The sequence below is a fragment of the Propionicimonas sp. genome (assembly GCF_034927565.1).
Taxonomy (GTDB): domain Bacteria; phylum Actinomycetota; class Actinomycetes; order Propionibacteriales; family Propionibacteriaceae; genus Propionicimonas.
Genome location: NZ_JAYFPT010000044.1, coordinates 26,090 through 42,886, shown reverse-complemented (window position 1 = coordinate 42,886; position 16,797 = coordinate 26,090). Strand labels below are relative to the sequence as shown.

At 67.0% G+C, this 16,797-nt stretch carries 12 protein-coding genes and 1 pseudogene; 7 read left to right on the top strand and 6 right to left on the bottom strand.

Features of this window, described 5'->3' with window-relative positions:
* Positions 1-2,022: pseudogene (locus tag VB080_RS09065) on the bottom strand (hypothetical protein); the annotation flags it as partial.
* Positions 2,023-2,325: 303 nt separating this feature from the next.
* On the opposite strand from VB080_RS09065, the gene VB080_RS09060 reads away from it, so the two are divergent.
* The 6 genes from VB080_RS09060 to VB080_RS09035 all read left to right on the top strand — a co-directional run bounded on the left by VB080_RS09060 (position 2,326) and on the right by VB080_RS09035 (position 8,931).
* Complete coding sequence (locus VB080_RS09060; RefSeq protein ID WP_323418120.1) at positions 2,326-3,951, top strand: ABC transporter substrate-binding protein; 1,626 nt, start codon at positions 2,326-2,328, stop codon at positions 3,949-3,951.
* Between the two features lie 82 nt (positions 3,952-4,033).
* A complete protein-coding gene (locus VB080_RS09055) occupies positions 4,034-5,077 on the top strand; it encodes an ABC transporter permease (protein ID WP_323418119.1) in 1,044 nt (347 codons plus the stop codon).
* Between the two features lies 1 nt (position 5,078).
* On the top strand, positions 5,079-6,209 hold the full coding sequence (locus VB080_RS09050; protein ID WP_323418118.1) for an ABC transporter permease: 1,131 nt from the start codon (positions 5,079-5,081) through the stop codon (positions 6,207-6,209).
* Positions 6,206-7,882, top strand: a complete 1,677-nt coding sequence (locus tag VB080_RS09045) for an ABC transporter ATP-binding protein (RefSeq protein ID WP_323418117.1) — start codon at positions 6,206-6,208, stop codon at positions 7,880-7,882. The genes VB080_RS09050 and VB080_RS09045 overlap by 4 nt, the downstream gene beginning before the upstream one ends.
* Before the next feature lie 64 nt (positions 7,883-7,946).
* Positions 7,947-8,567: a DUF4203 domain-containing protein gene (locus VB080_RS09040; RefSeq protein WP_323418116.1), complete on the top strand. Its 621-nt coding sequence runs from the start codon at positions 7,947-7,949 to the stop codon at positions 8,565-8,567.
* 34 nt (positions 8,568-8,601) lie between these two features.
* Entirely contained in the window at positions 8,602-8,931 is a 330-nt protein-coding gene (locus tag VB080_RS09035) for a hypothetical protein (RefSeq protein ID WP_323418115.1), read from the top strand.
* A gap of 115 nt (positions 8,932-9,046) precedes the next feature.
* On the opposite strand, the gene VB080_RS09030 is transcribed toward VB080_RS09035, so the two are convergent.
* From VB080_RS09030 to mmsA, 4 genes are all read right to left on the bottom strand, one after another.
* Entirely contained in the window at positions 9,047-9,955 is a 909-nt protein-coding gene (locus VB080_RS09030) for an N-acetylglucosamine kinase (protein ID WP_323418114.1), read from the bottom strand.
* A gap of 97 nt (positions 9,956-10,052) precedes the next feature.
* Entirely contained in the window at positions 10,053-11,234 is a 1,182-nt protein-coding gene (locus VB080_RS09025) for a sugar-binding protein (protein WP_323418113.1), read from the bottom strand.
* A gap of 48 nt (positions 11,235-11,282) precedes the next feature.
* Complete coding sequence (locus VB080_RS09020) at positions 11,283-12,809, bottom strand: ABC transporter permease subunit (RefSeq protein ID WP_323418112.1); 1,527 nt, start codon at positions 12,807-12,809, stop codon at positions 11,283-11,285.
* Between the two features lie 16 nt (positions 12,810-12,825).
* Complete coding sequence (gene mmsA / locus VB080_RS09015; RefSeq protein WP_323418111.1) at positions 12,826-14,427, bottom strand: multiple monosaccharide ABC transporter ATP-binding protein; 1,602 nt, start codon at positions 14,425-14,427, stop codon at positions 12,826-12,828.
* A gap of 286 nt (positions 14,428-14,713) precedes the next feature.
* Here mmsA and VB080_RS09010 point away from each other — a divergent pair, with 286 nt between their 5' ends.
* Positions 14,714-15,727, top strand: a complete 1,014-nt coding sequence (locus tag VB080_RS09010) for a LacI family DNA-binding transcriptional regulator (RefSeq protein ID WP_323418110.1) — start codon at positions 14,714-14,716, stop codon at positions 15,725-15,727.
* 169 nt (positions 15,728-15,896) lie between these two features.
* On the opposite strand, the gene VB080_RS09005 is transcribed toward VB080_RS09010, so the two are convergent.
* Positions 15,897-16,766, bottom strand: a complete 870-nt coding sequence (locus VB080_RS09005; protein WP_323418109.1) for a MetQ/NlpA family ABC transporter substrate-binding protein — start codon at positions 16,764-16,766, stop codon at positions 15,897-15,899.
* Between the last annotated feature and the right edge of the window lie 31 nt (positions 16,767-16,797).

The window sequence follows — 16,797 nt, the reverse complement described above, 5'->3', positions numbered from 1 at the left end:
GGGGCGCTGGAACAGGAGGTTCTCGCAGTTCTCCACCAGCTTGTAGGAACGCTCCGGGTCAAGCCCGATCTGGTGGCCGGGGACCACCGTCGAGGCAGTGATGTCGTCCTCGGTCTGCACCTTCACCGCCGGGCTGAAGTCATGCCGCAGCCCGAACAGCCGCCACGACCCGTCGGCCTCGAAACCCACCCGCAGCATGTTCACCACGATCTTGTCGCCATCGCGCCGCAGCGCGTTGCCGAGCCGGCCGTTGATCCGTCCGACGGTGAAGTGCGAGCGCCAGTCGTCGACCCACTCGGGTTGTTAGAACCGCTTCACCACGAAGACCAGTTCGGTGATGTGTGCCGGGATCGACTCCAGCCAGGCGTTGTAGTGGTCGTGGAACTCCGGCGACGGGGTGAGCAGCTTGATCACCGAGCCGATCGAGCGGGTGTCGGCCAGGATCGGACGGTGGTCGATGCCGTTGGCCGCCGGATCGGCGAACCGCTGCGAGAAGTCGCCCTTGATGATCTGTGCCACCTCGTCGAGGTCGTGCTCGATGTCGGGGGCATAGGCATTGCCAAAGATGAAGGCATCGGTGATCGCCTTGGAGATCTCCGACTTCCCGCCGCCGGACACCGTTGACGGCTTGTGGCAGCTGGTCGCGTACGGCACGGTGCCAGCCAGGCTCCACTGGGTGCGGTCGGCGGCCTGCTGCTTCATCTCGACGCGGTAGCCGTTGGGGCTGAGATAGGCGGTGCCGGCCCGCAGCGGGACGGACGCCTGCCCGCCCGCACCGTCGTCCCAGGACACGGTGAGGGTGCGCAGCGAGTAGTACGGGTTGGCCGGCACCAGCACCACGCCCGGCTGGCGGGTGTCCAGGGCGTGCCCCTCGGGCTGCAGCTGGAACCGCTCCGGATCGCGTTCGAGCACCTCCGCCAGGGTGTACTCGTCGGCGCAGGAGGTCTCGTGGTACTCCTGCCCCAGGTTGTAGGAGGCGTACACCAAGGCCCCGCCGGAGTGCTCCTCCTCGGCGTTGCCGAACAGGTTGGCCGAATAGGAGATCTGGGACTTGACCTCCTTCTTGCAGTAGCCGAAGTAATTGTCGGCGATCACGGTGACAATGACGCCGCGCTCATCACGCGCGCAGATCTTGAACGCCTGGCCGTTGTTGTAGCACTCGTCCTCGTGCTCCCAGGCGGCGCCGTCGCGCAGTTGGCGGGGCGTGGCCTGCGAGACGTGTGGCAGGCCGAGTTCCTTCTTGGTCACCTTCGTCAGGTGCGGGGCCAGCACCACCAGGCCGGTGTGCCCGGTCCAGGTCTGCGGCGCCAGCGAGGAGTCGTTCTCCGGCAGGTAGGGGTCGCCGCCGTTGCCGAAGATGCCCTCGACGAAGTCCAGGTTCGCCACCAGCCCGCCCGGCACGATGAACCGGGTCTCAAGCCGCTTCTCCCGCACCTGACCGGGCACCTCGGGGGACACCAGCGGACGCAGCAGCAGCGACACGAAGCAGGCCGCCGGGGCCGCCTGGTTGGCGGTGTAGGGCAGCACCTTGTCGACCTCGGGTGGGCTGAAGGCCAGCTCGAGCAGCCGGGCGAAGACCGGTTTGGGCACCGCGATCTTGTCGTCGGGAATCGGCAGGCCGCCTTCGGCGATGTGGAAGACCCCGGCGGTGGTGCGGCGGTCATTGGCCGGGTTGTGCAGCACCCCCTGGGCCAGCCGGTACGAGCTCAGCAGCGGGGAGGCGTAGGTGTCGCCGTCGAACGGCAGTGACAGTTCGCGGGCCAGGCCGGGCTCGTCCAGCACGAGGGTGCGGCGCGGCAGCCGGGGGGCCAGGCCGGTGTCGGCCAGGTAGTCGTCCAGCCAGTTCTGGATCCGCTGATCGGCCGCGCACAGCCGGTCGGCCAGCCGGCGGCTGAGCTCCCGTTGCCGGGCCAGGATGGGCGCGACCAGCCTCGCTTCCTCGGTCTGGGTGAAGCCGTCCAGCAGGGGAAGGCCCACCTGGGCCAGGCGGAGGTTGATCTCGGCGCTTTGGACTAAAGCCATACCGTCATTCTCGGCAACCGGGCAACCGATCACCAGTTCGTCTCGCGCACCAGCACGAACTCCCCGTCGTCCTGCGCCCCACCGCACCTCCGACCGCGCTCACCGAGTGTTCAGCAACGCAAGAACCTCGCCCAGAACCAACCAGACGTCCACCATCCGAGACGGATGGACACAATCTGGTATCGATTTGCACTTCGGCGAAGAAATGTAATGCGCGCGTAACGAGGGGTCGGGTGAACTGTCCCCCTCATGAATTTGATGCTTCGGACGCCGAACCACCGGCACCGAACAGAGAGGACATCCATGAAGGTCACCAAGGTTGCGCGAATCGCAGCCGTCGCCGCCGCGGCAGGGCTGGTGCTCACCGCCTGCGGTCGGGCCGACACTCCCGCACCGTCCGCCTCCTCGACCGGGGGCTCCACGGCGCCGTCCGGCGGCACCGCCGCGGCGGCTCCGATCATCGTCGGCACCACCGACAAGGTGCGCACCATCGACCCGGCCGGCTCCTACGACCATGGATCGCTGACCGTCGAAATTCAGGTGTACCAGTTCCTGTACGGCTTCGTCGGGGACGGGAACGCCCCCGTGCCGGACGCGGCGGAGTCCTGTGACTTCACCGAGCCGACCGTCTTCGAGTGCAAGCTGAAGGACGGCCTGACGTTCGCCAACGGCCACGCCCTGACCTCTTCGGACGTGAAGTTCTCCTACGACCGGATCCTCACGATCAACGATCCCAACGGTCCGGCCTCGCTGCTGGGCAACCTGGACTCGATCGTCACACCGGACGACCTGACCGTCCAGTTCAAGCTGAAGAGTGCGAACGACCAGACCTTCCTGCAGGTGCTGGCCACCAGCGCCGGCCCGATCGTGGACGAGGAGGTGCTCTCCCCCGACGCGCTCACCCCGGACGCCGACATCGTGGCCGCCAACGCCTTCTCGGGCCCGTACACCATCACGTCGTACAACATGAACGACACCCTCGAGTTCGCCCCGTACGCCGACTACAAGGGCTCCCAGCCCGCGCCGTCCAATACCGGCGTGACGCTGAAGACCTTCACCGATGCCACCAACCTGAAGCTGTCGATAAGCAACGGTGACATCGACGTCGCGTACCGCTCGCTCACCCCGACCGACATCGAGTCGCTGCAGTCCGACGACAAGGTGAAGGTGTGGCAGGCCAAGGGCGGCGAGATCCGCTACATCGTGTTCAACCTGAAGACCCAGCCGGGTGACAACGACGCGCAGAAGTTCGCCGTCCGCCAGGCGGTGGCCTCGCTGGTCGACCGCGATGCTCTGGCGAAGAACGTCTACAAGGACCAGTACACCCCGCTGTGCTCCTACATTCCGGACGGCTACGTTGGCGCCAACACGGCGGTCTGCGACACCTACCCGCTCGACAAGGACGCGGCCGCGAAGTACCTCTCCGATGCCGGCGTGAAGACCCCGGTGGAGCTCAATCTGCAGTACAACCCGGATCACTACGGCTCCAGCTCCGACCAGGAGTACGGCCTGATCAAGCAGCAGCTCGAGTCCTCGGGCCTGTTCACGGTGAACCTGCAGGCGACCGAGTGGGTCACCTACTCCAAGGAGCGGGTGGCCGACGCCTACCCGGCCTACCAGCTGGGCTGGTTCCCGGACTTCCCGGATGCCGACAACTACCTGAACCCGTTCTTCAACGCGAACAACTTCCTGGCCAACCACTTTGACGCCAAGGACATTCAGGAGGCGATCAACGCCGAGGTCACCGAGACCGACGCCGCAGCGCGCCAGGCCAAGATCGAGCAGATCCAGAAGACGATGGCGGAGAAGTACCTGTCCACACTGCCGCTGCTGCAGGGCTCGCAGTGGGCGTTCTCCGGGACCAACGTCTCGGGGATCTCACTGGGAGCGTCGGAGAACCTCTCCTTCGTGTCGATCGCCAAGGCGTGACCCACTGAAGCAACGTCCGCCCCCGGATCCACCATGGACCGGGGGCGGACGTGCCCCTCCGACAACAATTGAGAGCGAGTCCATGGCATCCACGCAGAGTTCGACGAAGGCGTTGCTGAAATACCTGGGGCTCCGACTGGTACTGATCATCCCCACGGTCTGGATCCTCGTCTCGGTGGTGTTCTTCCTGCTGCGGGTCACCGGCGACCCGATCACTGCCGCCCTCGGCGGACGCCTGCCACCCGACCAGATCGAGGCCCGCAAGCAGGCAGCGGGCTACAACGACCCGATTCTGGTCCAGTACTTCCGCTTCCTCGGCGACCTGCTGCAGGGGGACTTCGGCCGCACTGCCGACAACCGCACCATCAGCTCGATTCTGATCGAATACGGCCCCGCCACCCTCGAACTGGCCTTCTGGGCGCTGATCGTCGCCTTCGCGATCGGCATCCCGCTGGGACGGCTGGCGGCCCGCTACTACAACAAGCTTCCGGACGTGCTGATCCGCTCCTTCGCGGTGCTGTTCTACGCCGCCCCGGTGTTCTTCGTCGCTCTCGTCCTGAAGCTGGTGTTCTCGGTCTGGCTGGGCTGGCTGCCGATCTCCGGCCGCGCCTCCACCCAGGTCGCCTCAGTCTTGGAGAACGGGGTCCAGACCAACACCCACATCTACATCCTCAACGCCATCCAGTACGGCGAACCGGCCTACATCCTGGACGTCCTCAAGCACGCCGTCCTGCCCGGCCTGGCGCTCGGCCTGCTCACCGCCGGGGTGTTCATCCGGCTGGTGCGGATCAACCTGCTGCAGACCCTGCGGGCCGATTTCGTGACCGCCGCCCGGGCCCGCGGCGTCCCGGAGAAGGACGTCGTCAGCAAGCACGCCTTCCGCAATGCGCTGATCCCGGTGGTGACGGTGATGGGCATGCAGATCGCCATGCTGCTGGCCGGCGCGATCCTCACCGAGACCTCCTTCGAGTGGCAGGGGCTGGGCTACTGGCTGAGTCAGTTCCTGATCGCCCGCGACTTCGTGGCGGTGCAGGGCATCGTCACCGCGATCGCGGTGATCGTGGCGGTCGCGAGTTTCCTGATCGATCTGATCAACGCACTGGTCGACCCGAGGGTGAGGTACTGACATGGCACTGCCCACTCTCGAAGCACCGGTCTCGACCGTGCCGCCGGGCCGCCGCGGCTCAGGGATCCCCGGCCTGGCGCTGATCCGCTCCACCCACGGCCTGCAGCGCGGCATGCTGCTGACCGGTATCGGCATTGTCGCGGTCTTCCTGGTCGTCGCGGTGTTCGCGCCCTGGATCGCCCCTTACGGCTTCGCCGACATCTTCGCGCCGCAGCAGCCGCTGTCGGGCGAGCACCTGCTGGGCACCACCGTCGGCGGCTTCGACGTCTTCTCCCGGATCGTCTGGGGTGCCCGGACGGCGCTGGAGGTGATCCTGCTCGCGGTGGTGCTCTCCATCGTGATCGGGGTGCCACTCGGCCTGGTGTCGGGCTACCTGGGCTCCTGGCTGGACCGCGTCCTGGTGCTGGTGATGGACGCGCTGTACGCCTTCCCGTCGCTGCTGCTGGCGATCGTGGTGTCGATCATGATCTCGAGCAGCTCGAGCGCCTTCGGCGGGATCGCGTCGGCGGCGATCTCGATCACCGTGGTGTTCGTCCCGCAGTACTTCCGGGTCACCCGCAATGCCACCATGGCAGCCAAGGCCGAGCCCTACGTCGACGCCGCCCGGGTGGCCGGGGCGAACCCCGGCCGGATCATGTTCGGGCACATCATGCCGAACGTGTCGCAGTCGATCCCGGTGCTGATGACGCTGAACGCGTCCGAGGCGATCCTCACCCTGGCCGGCCTGGGCTTCCTCGGCTTCGGTATCGAGCCGAACTCCGCTGCCGAGTGGGGCTACGACCTGAACAAGGCCCGAGCCGATGTGGCCAACGGCATCTGGTGGACCGGCGTCTTCCCCGGCCTGGCGATCGTCCTGATCGTGGTCGGGATCACGCTGATCGGCGAGTCGCTGAACGACGTGCTCAACCCGCTGCTGCGGACCCGCGGCGGCAGCACCACTGCCGACGAGCAGGAGGTGGCCGCGTTCGCCGAGCAGGAGATGGCCACCGACGACGACCCCACGTCCCCGGCGGATCACGGTGACGGTTACGCCGGGCCAGGGGACGGTTCCGTGGCCCACCCCGAGCCCCCCGAACCCGACGGCCCACCGCCCTCCAGGCAGCCCACCGACACCGAGGGGGAAGCGCGATGACCGCCCAGACCGAACCCCAGGTGCTGCTGCGGGTGGAGAACCTGCACGTGTCGTTCCGGACCGACGGCGCCCCCGTCCGCGCGGTGCAGGGAATCAGCTACGACCTCGCGCCCGGCGAGACGCTGGCGATCGTCGGCGAGTCCGGGTCGGGCAAGACCGTCGGTTCCCGGGCCATGCTCGGGCTGCTGCCGGACTCGGCCCGGGTGGAAGGGTCGGCCACCCTTGACGACACCCAACTGGTCGGGCTGCGCGGCGAGCAGATCCGGCGGGTGCGTGGCGACCGGATCGCGATGATCTTCCAGGAGCCCTCCACCGCCCTCGACCCGGTGCGGACGGTGGGCTGGCAGCTCTGTGAGGCGCTGCAGATGCACCGCAGGCTGAGCCGGAAGGCGGCCCTCGCCCGGGCGGTGGAGTTGCTCGACCTGGTCGGCATCCCCGAGCCGGAGCACCGCGTCCACTCCTATCCGCACCAACTCTCCGGCGGCCAGAAGCAGCGGGTGATGATCGCGATGGCGATCAGTTGCGACCCGGAGGTGATCATCGCCGACGAACCCACCACCGCCCTCGACGTGACGGTGCAGGCGCAGATCCTCGACCTGCTGCGCGACCTGCAGGAGAAACTCGGTACCGCGATCATCCTGATCACTCACAACATGGGCGTGGTGGCCGACCTGGCCGACCGGGTGGCAGTGATGTACCGCGGCGAGATCGTCGAGGCCGGCACTGCCCGGGACATCTTCGAGCGCCCGCACCATCCCTACACCCAGCATCTGCTGGCCTCCGTGCCGCACTTGGGGGCACCGCGGCCGGAGTCCATGGACACCCCGCTGGTGGCCGAACCGTCCCGTGACGTGGTGATGAGCGTGCGGAGCGTGGACGTCGACTTCCCGGGCCGGTTCGGCTCCGGGCCGGTGCATGCCGTGGCCGATGTCTCGCTGGACGTCCATGCCCACGAGATCGTGGCGCTGGTCGGTGAGTCCGGCTCGGGCAAGACCACGCTGGGACGCTGCACTGTCGGTCTGCAGCCGGTGACCCGGGGCGAGATCGAGGTACTGGGGACGAACATCGTGACCGCGAACGCACGGGAACTGCGCGGGTTCCGGCGCCGGGTCGGCTTCGTCTTCCAGGATCCGGCGGCCTCTCTGAATCCGCGGATGACCGTCGGGGCCTGCATCGCCGAGCCGCTGCGGATCCACGGCATCGGGACGAAGGAGGAGCACTACGAGCGCGTCCGCAGGCTGCTGGAGGCGGTCGAGCTTCCGTCCGACTACGCCCAGCGGTATCCCCACGAGCTCTCCGGTGGGCAGCGACAGCGGGTCAGTCTGGCCCGCGCCCTGGTCACCGGGCCGGAGTTCGTGGTCGCTGACGAGCCCACCTCGGCGCTGGACGTGTCGGTGCAGGCCAAGGTGCTGGAGGTGTTCGTCCGGCTGCAGCACCGGATGGGCTTCGCCTGCCTGTTCGTCACCCACGACCTGGCGGTGGTGGACATGCTGGCCGACCGGATCGCGGTGATGCAGAACGGCAAGCTGGTCGAACTCGGCGACCGCGAGCAGGTGCTGCGCAGCCCGACCCAGCAGTACACCCGTGACCTGATCGCCGCGGTCCCGGTACCGGACGCGGCCGAGCAGACCAGACGCCGGGAGTTGCGCCGCGCGCTGCGCGCCGCCGGCTGAATCGTCGCTTGGGCACTCGTGCAGGTTGGCGTGCCTGAGCGCCCCGGACGGTTACCATCAGGTCATGTCTCCCGAGGTGTTGGTTCCCGCTGTCGTGATCGCCGCCGGGCTCGTGCTGTGCTTCTTCGGCTACGTCTCGATGCGCTGGATCCTGACCATCATCGGCGGTTTCGCCGGCTGGCGCCTGGGCGGCTACGTGAGTACCTATCTCGACCTGGGGCCGGAGTTCCGGACGGTCATCTACTGGGGGGCCGCGATCCTGATCGGACTGCTGCTGGCCACCTTGGCCTTCGCCTTCTACACCACCGGCGTGCTGATCTCCGTCGGGGCGATCGGGTACAGCATCGGCGTGGCCGTCGCCCCGATGTTCGGGTTCGCCGGCACACAGGTGCTGATCTGCGGCGGTTTCAGCGCGCTCGTGCTGGCGATCGTCGCCCTGGCCAGCAGGCTGCCCAAGGTGCTGCTGGTGGTGGTCACCTCGGTGGTCGGTGCCGCCGCCGTCGTGGTCGGCCTGCTCGGCCTGCTCGGGGCGGTGGACGTCACCGCGCTCACCTGGGACACCCTGCCGTCCCTGCTCACCGTCGGGTTGCCCTGGTTCCTGCTCTTCTTCGCCGTGCTGACCGCCGGCATCCTGGCCCAGCTGAAGGGGAAGTCCAAGCCGCGGCTGGCCGCCGCCTACGCCTGACGGTGGTGACACCTGGAAGAGATGAGGTCACACGATGTACGTTCCTGGTGCGGTAGCCGGATCGGCGGTTGCTCTTGTCCTTCTTGCTGGATGCGTGTTCGACGCGGGCAAGCCGGAAGTGGTCTTCGAGAACAACCTGAGCGTTGATGTTCAGGTGCATCTGGATGGTGTGGAGCATCCAGCAGTGATTCAAGTCTCGCGGGACGGCGGGACCAACTCACTGCCGGTTCGAGACTGCCGCGGAACGGGGATTGTCGTGGAGACCACCGACGGCGACCTGGTGGGTCGGGTGGACAAGCCCGCCTGCGTTGACTGGCGCTTGACTGTCAACGAGGACGGCAGCCTGACCTACCAGGAGCGGTAGTTGCGCACCTCGGTGGGGCCGGCTTCGGGCCACAGAGCCTGGGCCCAGCCCCGTGCTGGCGCGTCCTTCCGGGCGGGGTCACCAGGGACGGGTTCTGTCGAGCCACTCCCGAGGCTCAACGCACAGCCGGTGCCCCGGAGCGAGCGATCAGGCTGGCGAGCGGATGATCGTCCGGGACGGACGGCAGCGCGCGAGCGCCGGCCAGGCCGTCGCCCTGGGCAGGGTAGGCAGCAAAGCCGGGCCAGCGGCGGCGCAGCGCCGCCACGCAGGCAGCCCGGACGTGCTCGCTGGTGAAGACGCCGCCGACCAAGCAGATCAGCGGATTGTCCGTCTCGCCGATCCGCTCGGCAGCAGTGACGCAGGAGTGCGCCAACTGTTCGCCGGCACGCTCGCAGATCGCGGCGGCCACGACGTCGCCGGGGGCGAGTTCGCCCACCACCCGGGCAAAGGAGGCCACCACCCGCACCTGGTCGGGATCGGTCTGCAACTCGATGTAGGCATCCTCGAGATCGGGGAACCGGCGCTGCACCGCTTCGGTCAGCGCGGTGGCAGGCCCGCGTCCGTCATGCGCACGGAGCACCGCGTTGAGCGCCTCACGGCCGATCCAGAAGCCGGAGCCGGCGTCGCCGATGATGTGCCCCCAGCCGTCCACCCGGGCGACATCGTGGGCGCCGACACCAAAGGTGATCACCCCCGTCCCGGCAGCGCAGACCACGCCGCGGCGGTTCCCGACCGCCCCCAGGAAGGACGTCACTGAGTCGTGGGCGAGCAACACCCGGCGCAGCCCGTGGGGTGCGCACAACCGCAGCAGTTCGTCGGGGTCGTTCTCGGCGGCGGTCAGGCCCGTGGTGCCGATCGCCAACTCGTCGGCTCCAGTACCGGTGCGCGCCACCACCTGGCTGACCACGTCAGCCAACTGCGGCAGCAGACTGACGTTGGTACGCACCCCCGGGAAGCTGAACGTCTGATCGCCGAGTGCCACCTTGATGGCGGTCTGGCCGGAGTCGATCGCGAGCACAGCCATCGCGCGTGCGTCCCTTTCTGAAGCCGGGAGAACAAGGAGCGGTGGGGGCGCCGCCGGGCGGCGCACCCACCGGTAAGAGGGAACTACGTGCTGCGAACTACTTGCCGCAGACCTCGGCGGCAGCCTTCCCCGCAGCGGTGTCGGGCGCGTACTGGGTGCAGACGTTGTCCTTGGTCACGATGACCGGGGTCAGCAGGTAGGCCGGGACGACCTTCACACCGTTGTCGTAGGACTTGGTGTCATTGACCTCGACCGGCTCGCCCTTCTGGATCTGGCCGATGTACTCCACGACCTTGGTCACGAAGGTCTTGGTGTCCTTGTCGATGGTGGAGTACTGGGTACCCTCGAAGACCAGCTTGACCGACTCGACCTCGGAGTCCTGACCGGTGATCACCGGGTTGGCCTTGCCAGCCGACTTCACAGCGGTCAGCGCAGCCCGGGCAAGCGTGTCGTTCGGGGAGAGCACGCCGTCCAGGGAGACATCGCCCTGGTAGTTCGCCGACAGGATGGCGTCCATCCGCTTCTGGGCATTCTCAGCCTTCCAGCCCGCGGTCGCGGTCTGCTGCTGGGACACCTGACCCGAGAGCACCTTCAGGGTGCCGTCGTCGATCTTCGGCTGCAGCACGCTCATGCCACCCTCGAAGAACGGCTTGGAGTTCGCGTCGTCCGGCGAACCGGAGATCAGCTCGATGTTCCACGGGGAGGCCTTGCCGGACTTCTCCAGCCCCTCCAGCAGCGCGGTGCCCTGCAGCACGCCCACCTGGAAGTTGTCGTAGGCCATGTACAGGTCGACGGCATCGGTGTTGGTCAGCAGCCGGTCGTAGGCGATCACCGGGATGCCGGCTGCCTTGGCGGCCTCCAGCTGGCTGCCCAGCTGGGAACCGTCGACGGCACCGACGACCAGGAGCTTGACGCCCTGCTCGACCATGGCCGAGATCTGGTTCTGCTGCTCGGGAGCGCCACCGTTGGCGAACTGCACGATCGGATCGAAGCCGGCAGCCTTCAACTGGTCGGTGAACAGGCCCTCGGCGAGCACCCAGTTCTCGGAGGTCTTCTGCGGCAGCGAGATGCCGATCTTGGCACCGGCGTCGAAGCCGGAACCGAGCTGGATCATGTTGTCCGGCAGGGCGGTCTCGCTGGGGGCCGGGGCCTGGCTCGCGGACGAGGCGCCGGGTTCCGGAGCTGCGCTCGTCGGTGTGCGTTCGCTGCTACTGCAGCCGCTCAGCAGCAGCCCAGCGGAGGCACCCAGAGCGATAATCGCGGTTGCGATCTTCTTCATGTGTCTACCTTCTTTGTGGTTGGTGAATCGGATAACGACAGGGGGAAATCAGCTCAGCAGTCCGGTGGTCTGGGCGAGCGCGACGAACATCGCGATCACCCCGACGAAAGCACCGATGACCAGCGCTGCGATGACACCGTTGCGAGCCTGCTTGGCATTGTTCGGCTGGGTCTTGTTCCACAGTGCCCACAACACGATGCCGACCGGGAACACCAGGAAGCCGACCAGTGCCCAGATGGCGTTGCCGGCATCGCCGGTCTGAACGGCGCTGCCCTGCAGCTCGCGTTCGACGTTCTTGGGACTCAGCCCGCGGGTGAAGGCGCCGATGATGGACGGTTTGCCCTGCGACTTGCTGTACAGGTCGAACGCGACGGCGACCAGCAGGACGAAGCCCTTGATCATCTGGGTCATGTCGGAGCCGACGCCCATCAGGTACAGGCCGTTGTTCAGCACCGCCATCACCAGACCACCGATCAGGGAGCCGGTGACAGTGCCGATGCCGCCGGAGACCGCCGCGCCGCCGATGAACACAGCAGCGATGGCGTCCAGCTCCCAGCCGACACCGTCGGAGGGGCCGGTCGAGGTCGAGCGTCCGAAGAACATGATGCCCGCTACCGCCGACAGGAAAGCCATGTTGGTCATCGCAAGGAAGTAGACCCGCTTCACGCTGACGCCGGTCAGGGCGGCCGCAGCCTTGTTGCCACCGACCGCGTACACCCCGCGGCCGATCGTGGTGCGGTTGGCGATGAAGTTGTAGATCAGCCCCAGGACGACCAGGATCAGGCCTGTCACCGGGAACGACGTGCCGGGACGCCCGCTACCGAACAACCAGGTCAGGTAGCCCAGTGCGACACCGATCACCACAAGCCGCAGGACGGTTGCCCACAGCGGGGCTGCGGTGCCGCCGGCCTTCGCCACCCGGGCGCGACGGCGGAACTCCAGCAGGACGACGATCGCGAAGGCGACCACACCGAGCAGCAGCGTGGAGTTGTTCAAACCGGTGTTGGGGCCCCACTCAGGCAGGTAGCCGCCACCGATGAAGCGAATCTCGTCCGGCGCCGGGTTCGAGGAGGCCTTGCCGACGTACTGGTAGAGACCACGGAACAGCATCATGCCGGCCAGCGTCGTGATGAAGCCGGGTACTCCGACGAAGGCCAGCCAGGAGCCCTGCCACGCACCGATCAGGATGCCGACGAACAGGCCGAACAAGACGCCTGCCCACCACGGGAAGTTCCAGAAGTTGATGGAGAGTGCGGTACAGATCCCGACCACCGCCGCGACCGAGCCGACCGACAGGTCGATCTGGCCGGTGATGATCACGAACAACATGCCGATCGCCAGAATGAGCACGTAGGAGTTGCCGTTGAGGATGTTCTGCGCGTTTGACGGCGTGAGCATCTTGCCGCCGCTGGCGATCTGGAAGAACAGCGCCAACAGGATCAGTGCGCCCAGCATGCCGTACTGGCGCAGGTTGCTCCCCAGGAGCTGTCTGACCCCGTCGGCCAGTCCTCGGGCGGAACCCTTGGCGGGCTCAGTCTGGCCCGGTTCAGTGACAGTTGCGTTCGTTGCGGTCATCGTCGTGGTTTCCTGGCTAGTTCTGGACAGTGGAGACGGGCTGGTGTGAGGTGTCGGTCATCAGACGCATCAGGGATTCCTGGGTGGCGTCCTTCGCGTCCATCTCTCCTGTGATCCGACCCTCGAAGACTGTGTAGATCCGGTCGCAGACGCCCAGCAGTTCGGGCAGTTCCGACGAGATCATGACCACACCCTTGCCCTGGTCGGCCAGCCGGTTGATCAGCCCGTAGATCTCGTACTTGGCGCCCACGTCGATACCACGGGTGGGCTCATCGAGGATCGCCAGCGACGGCTCGGTGAACATCCACTTCGCCAGCACCACCTTCTGCTGGTTCCCACCCGACAGGGTGTTCACGCCGACCCGGATCGACGAGGCCTTGATGTTCATCGCCTTGCGGTACTCCTCGGCCGCCCGCACCTCCGCGTCGGGGTCGATCACGGTCCGCTTGGAGATCCGCTTGATCCCTGCCGAGACCACTGTGTCCTTGACGGTGTCGAGCAGGTTCAGGCCGAGCACCTTGCGGTCTTCGGGGACGTAGGCGATACCGTGCGCGATCGCCGAGGACACGCTCGGGATCGTGACCTCCTCGCCGTCGATCAGGATCTGGCCGCCCTGGTAGGTGCCGTAGGTGCGGCCGAAGATCGAGCGGGCCAGCTCGGTCCGTCCAGCGCCCATCAGGCCGGCGAAGCCGACGATCTCGCCGCGGCGAACGTAGAAGTTCGAATGCTTGCAGACCAGCCGTCCGGGCACCTGGGGATGCTCGACCGTCCAGTCGCGAACCTCGAAGAACTTCTCACCGATGGTGGAGGTGTGCTCGGGGAAGCGGGACTCGAGGGCCCGGCCGACCATGCCGCGAATGATCCGGTCCTCGTCGACATCCCCCTCGCTGACGTCCAGGGACTCGATCGTCCTGCCGTCGCGGATGATGGTGATCGAGTCGGCGATCTCGGCGATCTCGTTCAGCTTGTGGGAGATCATGATCGAGGTCAGGCCGTTGGCCTTGAGCTGCCGCAGGATGTTCAGCAGGTTCTCCGAATCCTCCTCGTTCAGCGCCGAGGTGGGCTCGTCCAGGATCAGCAGCTGGACGTCCTTCGACAGTGCCTTGGCGATCTCGACCAACTGCTGCTGGCCGACGCCGAGGTTCTTGATCGGGGTCTGGGGATCGACCTCAAGGCCGACCCGCTCCAGCAGCCCGGCGGCCAGCCGCCCGGCCTTCACCCAGTCGATCACACCGTGATTGGCGACCTCGTTGCCGAGGAAGATGTTCTCGGTCACCGACAGCTCGGGGATCAGCGCGAGTTCCTGGTGGATGATCACGATGCCGACGTGCTCGGACGACCTGATGCCGTTGAACTGCATCTCCTCGCCGTTGTAGACGATCCGGCCCTCGTAGGTCCCCGCCGGGTGCACTCCGGAGAGCACCTTCATCAGCGTGGACTTGCCGGCACCGTTCTCACCGCAGATCGCGTGGATCTCGCCACGTTTGACGGTCATGGTGACGTTGTCCAGCGCGCGAACTCCCGGAAACTCCTTCGTGATACCGATCATCTCCAGGATGATCGGGCTCCTGCCATCCGCTGCGTCGTCGGCGCGCGCAACGCCCGGCTGATCGTCCATGTAGTCCTCCTGCGTCGCAGGAGCGTGACTGGGCATCGTCGCGACCCTCCCGCTCCCGTACGTAATACTGCGCAGCAGGGCAAGCCACGCTGCTCTGAGCACATTAGGTCGGCCCACCGGAGCATGTCAACGATGTCAAGCACTCGCCCAGCCTGTTGAATCCATAAAAGGCTTGTTGGCAAGGACTTTTATGAAAGGTCACGATTTGAACACGATGGAGGTCTCCGCGTATGTCTCACGATGTCATGGAAATTCTGCTACGCTCGGCCGCGATTCTGGAGGAAAGATGCCTGCTGTGCAGCCCCGGCCGACGTTGGCCGACGTGGCCCGGCTCGCCGGTGTCAGCGCGAAGACCGTCTCGCGGGTCTACGCCGACCCCGACACCGTCTCCCCCCAGACCGCGGCGAAGGTCAGGGCGGCGGCCGAGCGGTTGAACTTCCGTCCCAACCTGCTGGCCCGCGATCTGCGCCGCGGGGGCGTCAGCCAGACCGTGGCCTTCGTCACGTCCGAGTTCGTCAACCCGTTCTACATCCAGGTCGCCGCCGGCATCGAACGGGAGTGCGCCCAGCACGGCTTCACCATGGTGCTGGCCTCCAGCGACGACGCCCGGCGCGAGCAGCAGGTGATCGACACCCTGGTCGCCCAGCGCGTCGGTGCGGTGTTGTTCGTCCCCCTCGGCGACGACCACTCCTACTTGGAGGGCGAGCGCCGGCTGGGCACCGCGATCGTGGCGATCGACGCCCCGGCCCGCAACCTGCTGGCCGACTCGGTGGTGCTGGCCAACCGGGAGGGCGCCTACCTGGCCACCAAGGCCCTGCTCGACCACGGCCACCGGCGGATCGGCTATGTCTGCAACCCGGTGAACGTCTACACCCAGGCCGAACGGCTGGAGGGTTACCGGCAGGCACTGGCTGAAGCCGGCCTGCCGGCCGACGACCGCCTGGTGCGCGCCACCGACGACCCGGGGGTGCCGCTGGACAACCTGGTGGATCACCTGCTCGACAGCTCCGAACCTCCCACCGCCCTGATCGGCGGCAACAACCGTGCCACCGTGGGGGCGGTCCGGGTGACGCGCCTGCGGAAGGCCGATGTCGCGCTGATCGGTTTCGACGACTTCGAGATGGCCGACATCTTCAACATCTCGGTGATCGCCCACGACCCGGTGGCGATGGGTCACGCCGCCGCCCGCCTGGCGCTGGACCGGCTGGACGACCCGACCGGCATCACCCACCACGTGGAGTTGCCGGTGCACTACGTCCCGCGGGGTTCAGCCGAGCGTCCTCCGGCCGTCCCTGTCTGAGCGAAAGTTCCCCGCCTGCCAGGCACTCGGTCTCGCGGCGCTTCGGGGTGAGCCATTCCACGGGGAAAGTCCCTCACCTGACCCGGCTCCACCGTGGACCGATGGTCCGGGTGGTTCGACGCAGTCGTCCCTCGTCGAACCACCCGGACCGGTCACGCTCCGGCGGGCCTCACTCACCCGGCAGGACGTCGCCCGAGGGCCAGGTCTGCCGGATGAAGTCGGCGACCTCCTTGCTGTGCAGCAGTTCCTCCAGCTTGGCCACCCCGGGGTTGGTGTTGTCCGTCCGCCAGACCAGGACGTTGGCGTTCGGGTTGCCCTCGACCTTCTCCACGGCGATCGCATCATCGGTGTTGAGCCCGGCACTCAGGATGAAGTTGCCGTTGACGAAGGCCACGTCGACGGCCGGGTCATCGATCTGCTGGACGATCACCTCGGGCTGGTTCTCGATGAACTTGAAGCCGCGCGGGTTCTGTTCGGCGGTCAGACTGACCACGGTGCTGTCGTCGGTGATGCCCTTCAACTGCCCGGCCTCCTGCAGCAGCCGCAGGCCGCGGATCTGGTTGGCGGCATCGTTGGTGATGGCGATCGTGGCACCGTCCGGCACCTCGGAGAAGGAGGTGTACTTCTTCGAGAATGCGGCGTACGGCTCGATGTGGATACCTGCACCGTGCTCGAACTTGTAGCCCTTGTCGGCGATCTCACGCTCCAGGTACGGGACGTGCTGGAAGTAGTTGGCGTCGATCTCGCCCGAGGCCAGCGCCTCGTTGGGCAGCACGTAGTCGTCGAACTGGGTGATCTCCAGGTCGATCCCGGCCGCCGGTGCCAGGTTCTCCTTGACGTACTCCAGGATCCTGGAGTGCGGGACGGGGCTCGCGCCCACCTTCACCACGGTGAGCTCAGCGGCCGGGGAGGCGTCCTGGGCCCCGGCGCCCTGCTCGGGTGCGGGCGTGCTGGCCGGGTTCGCCGCGCAAGCAGTCAGCATCATCGCGGCCGCGAGGCCGACGGTGATCGCTGACAGTCGCTTGCTGAGGGTTCCCATGATGGTGCTCCTTCACAGTTGTGGGCCGTGG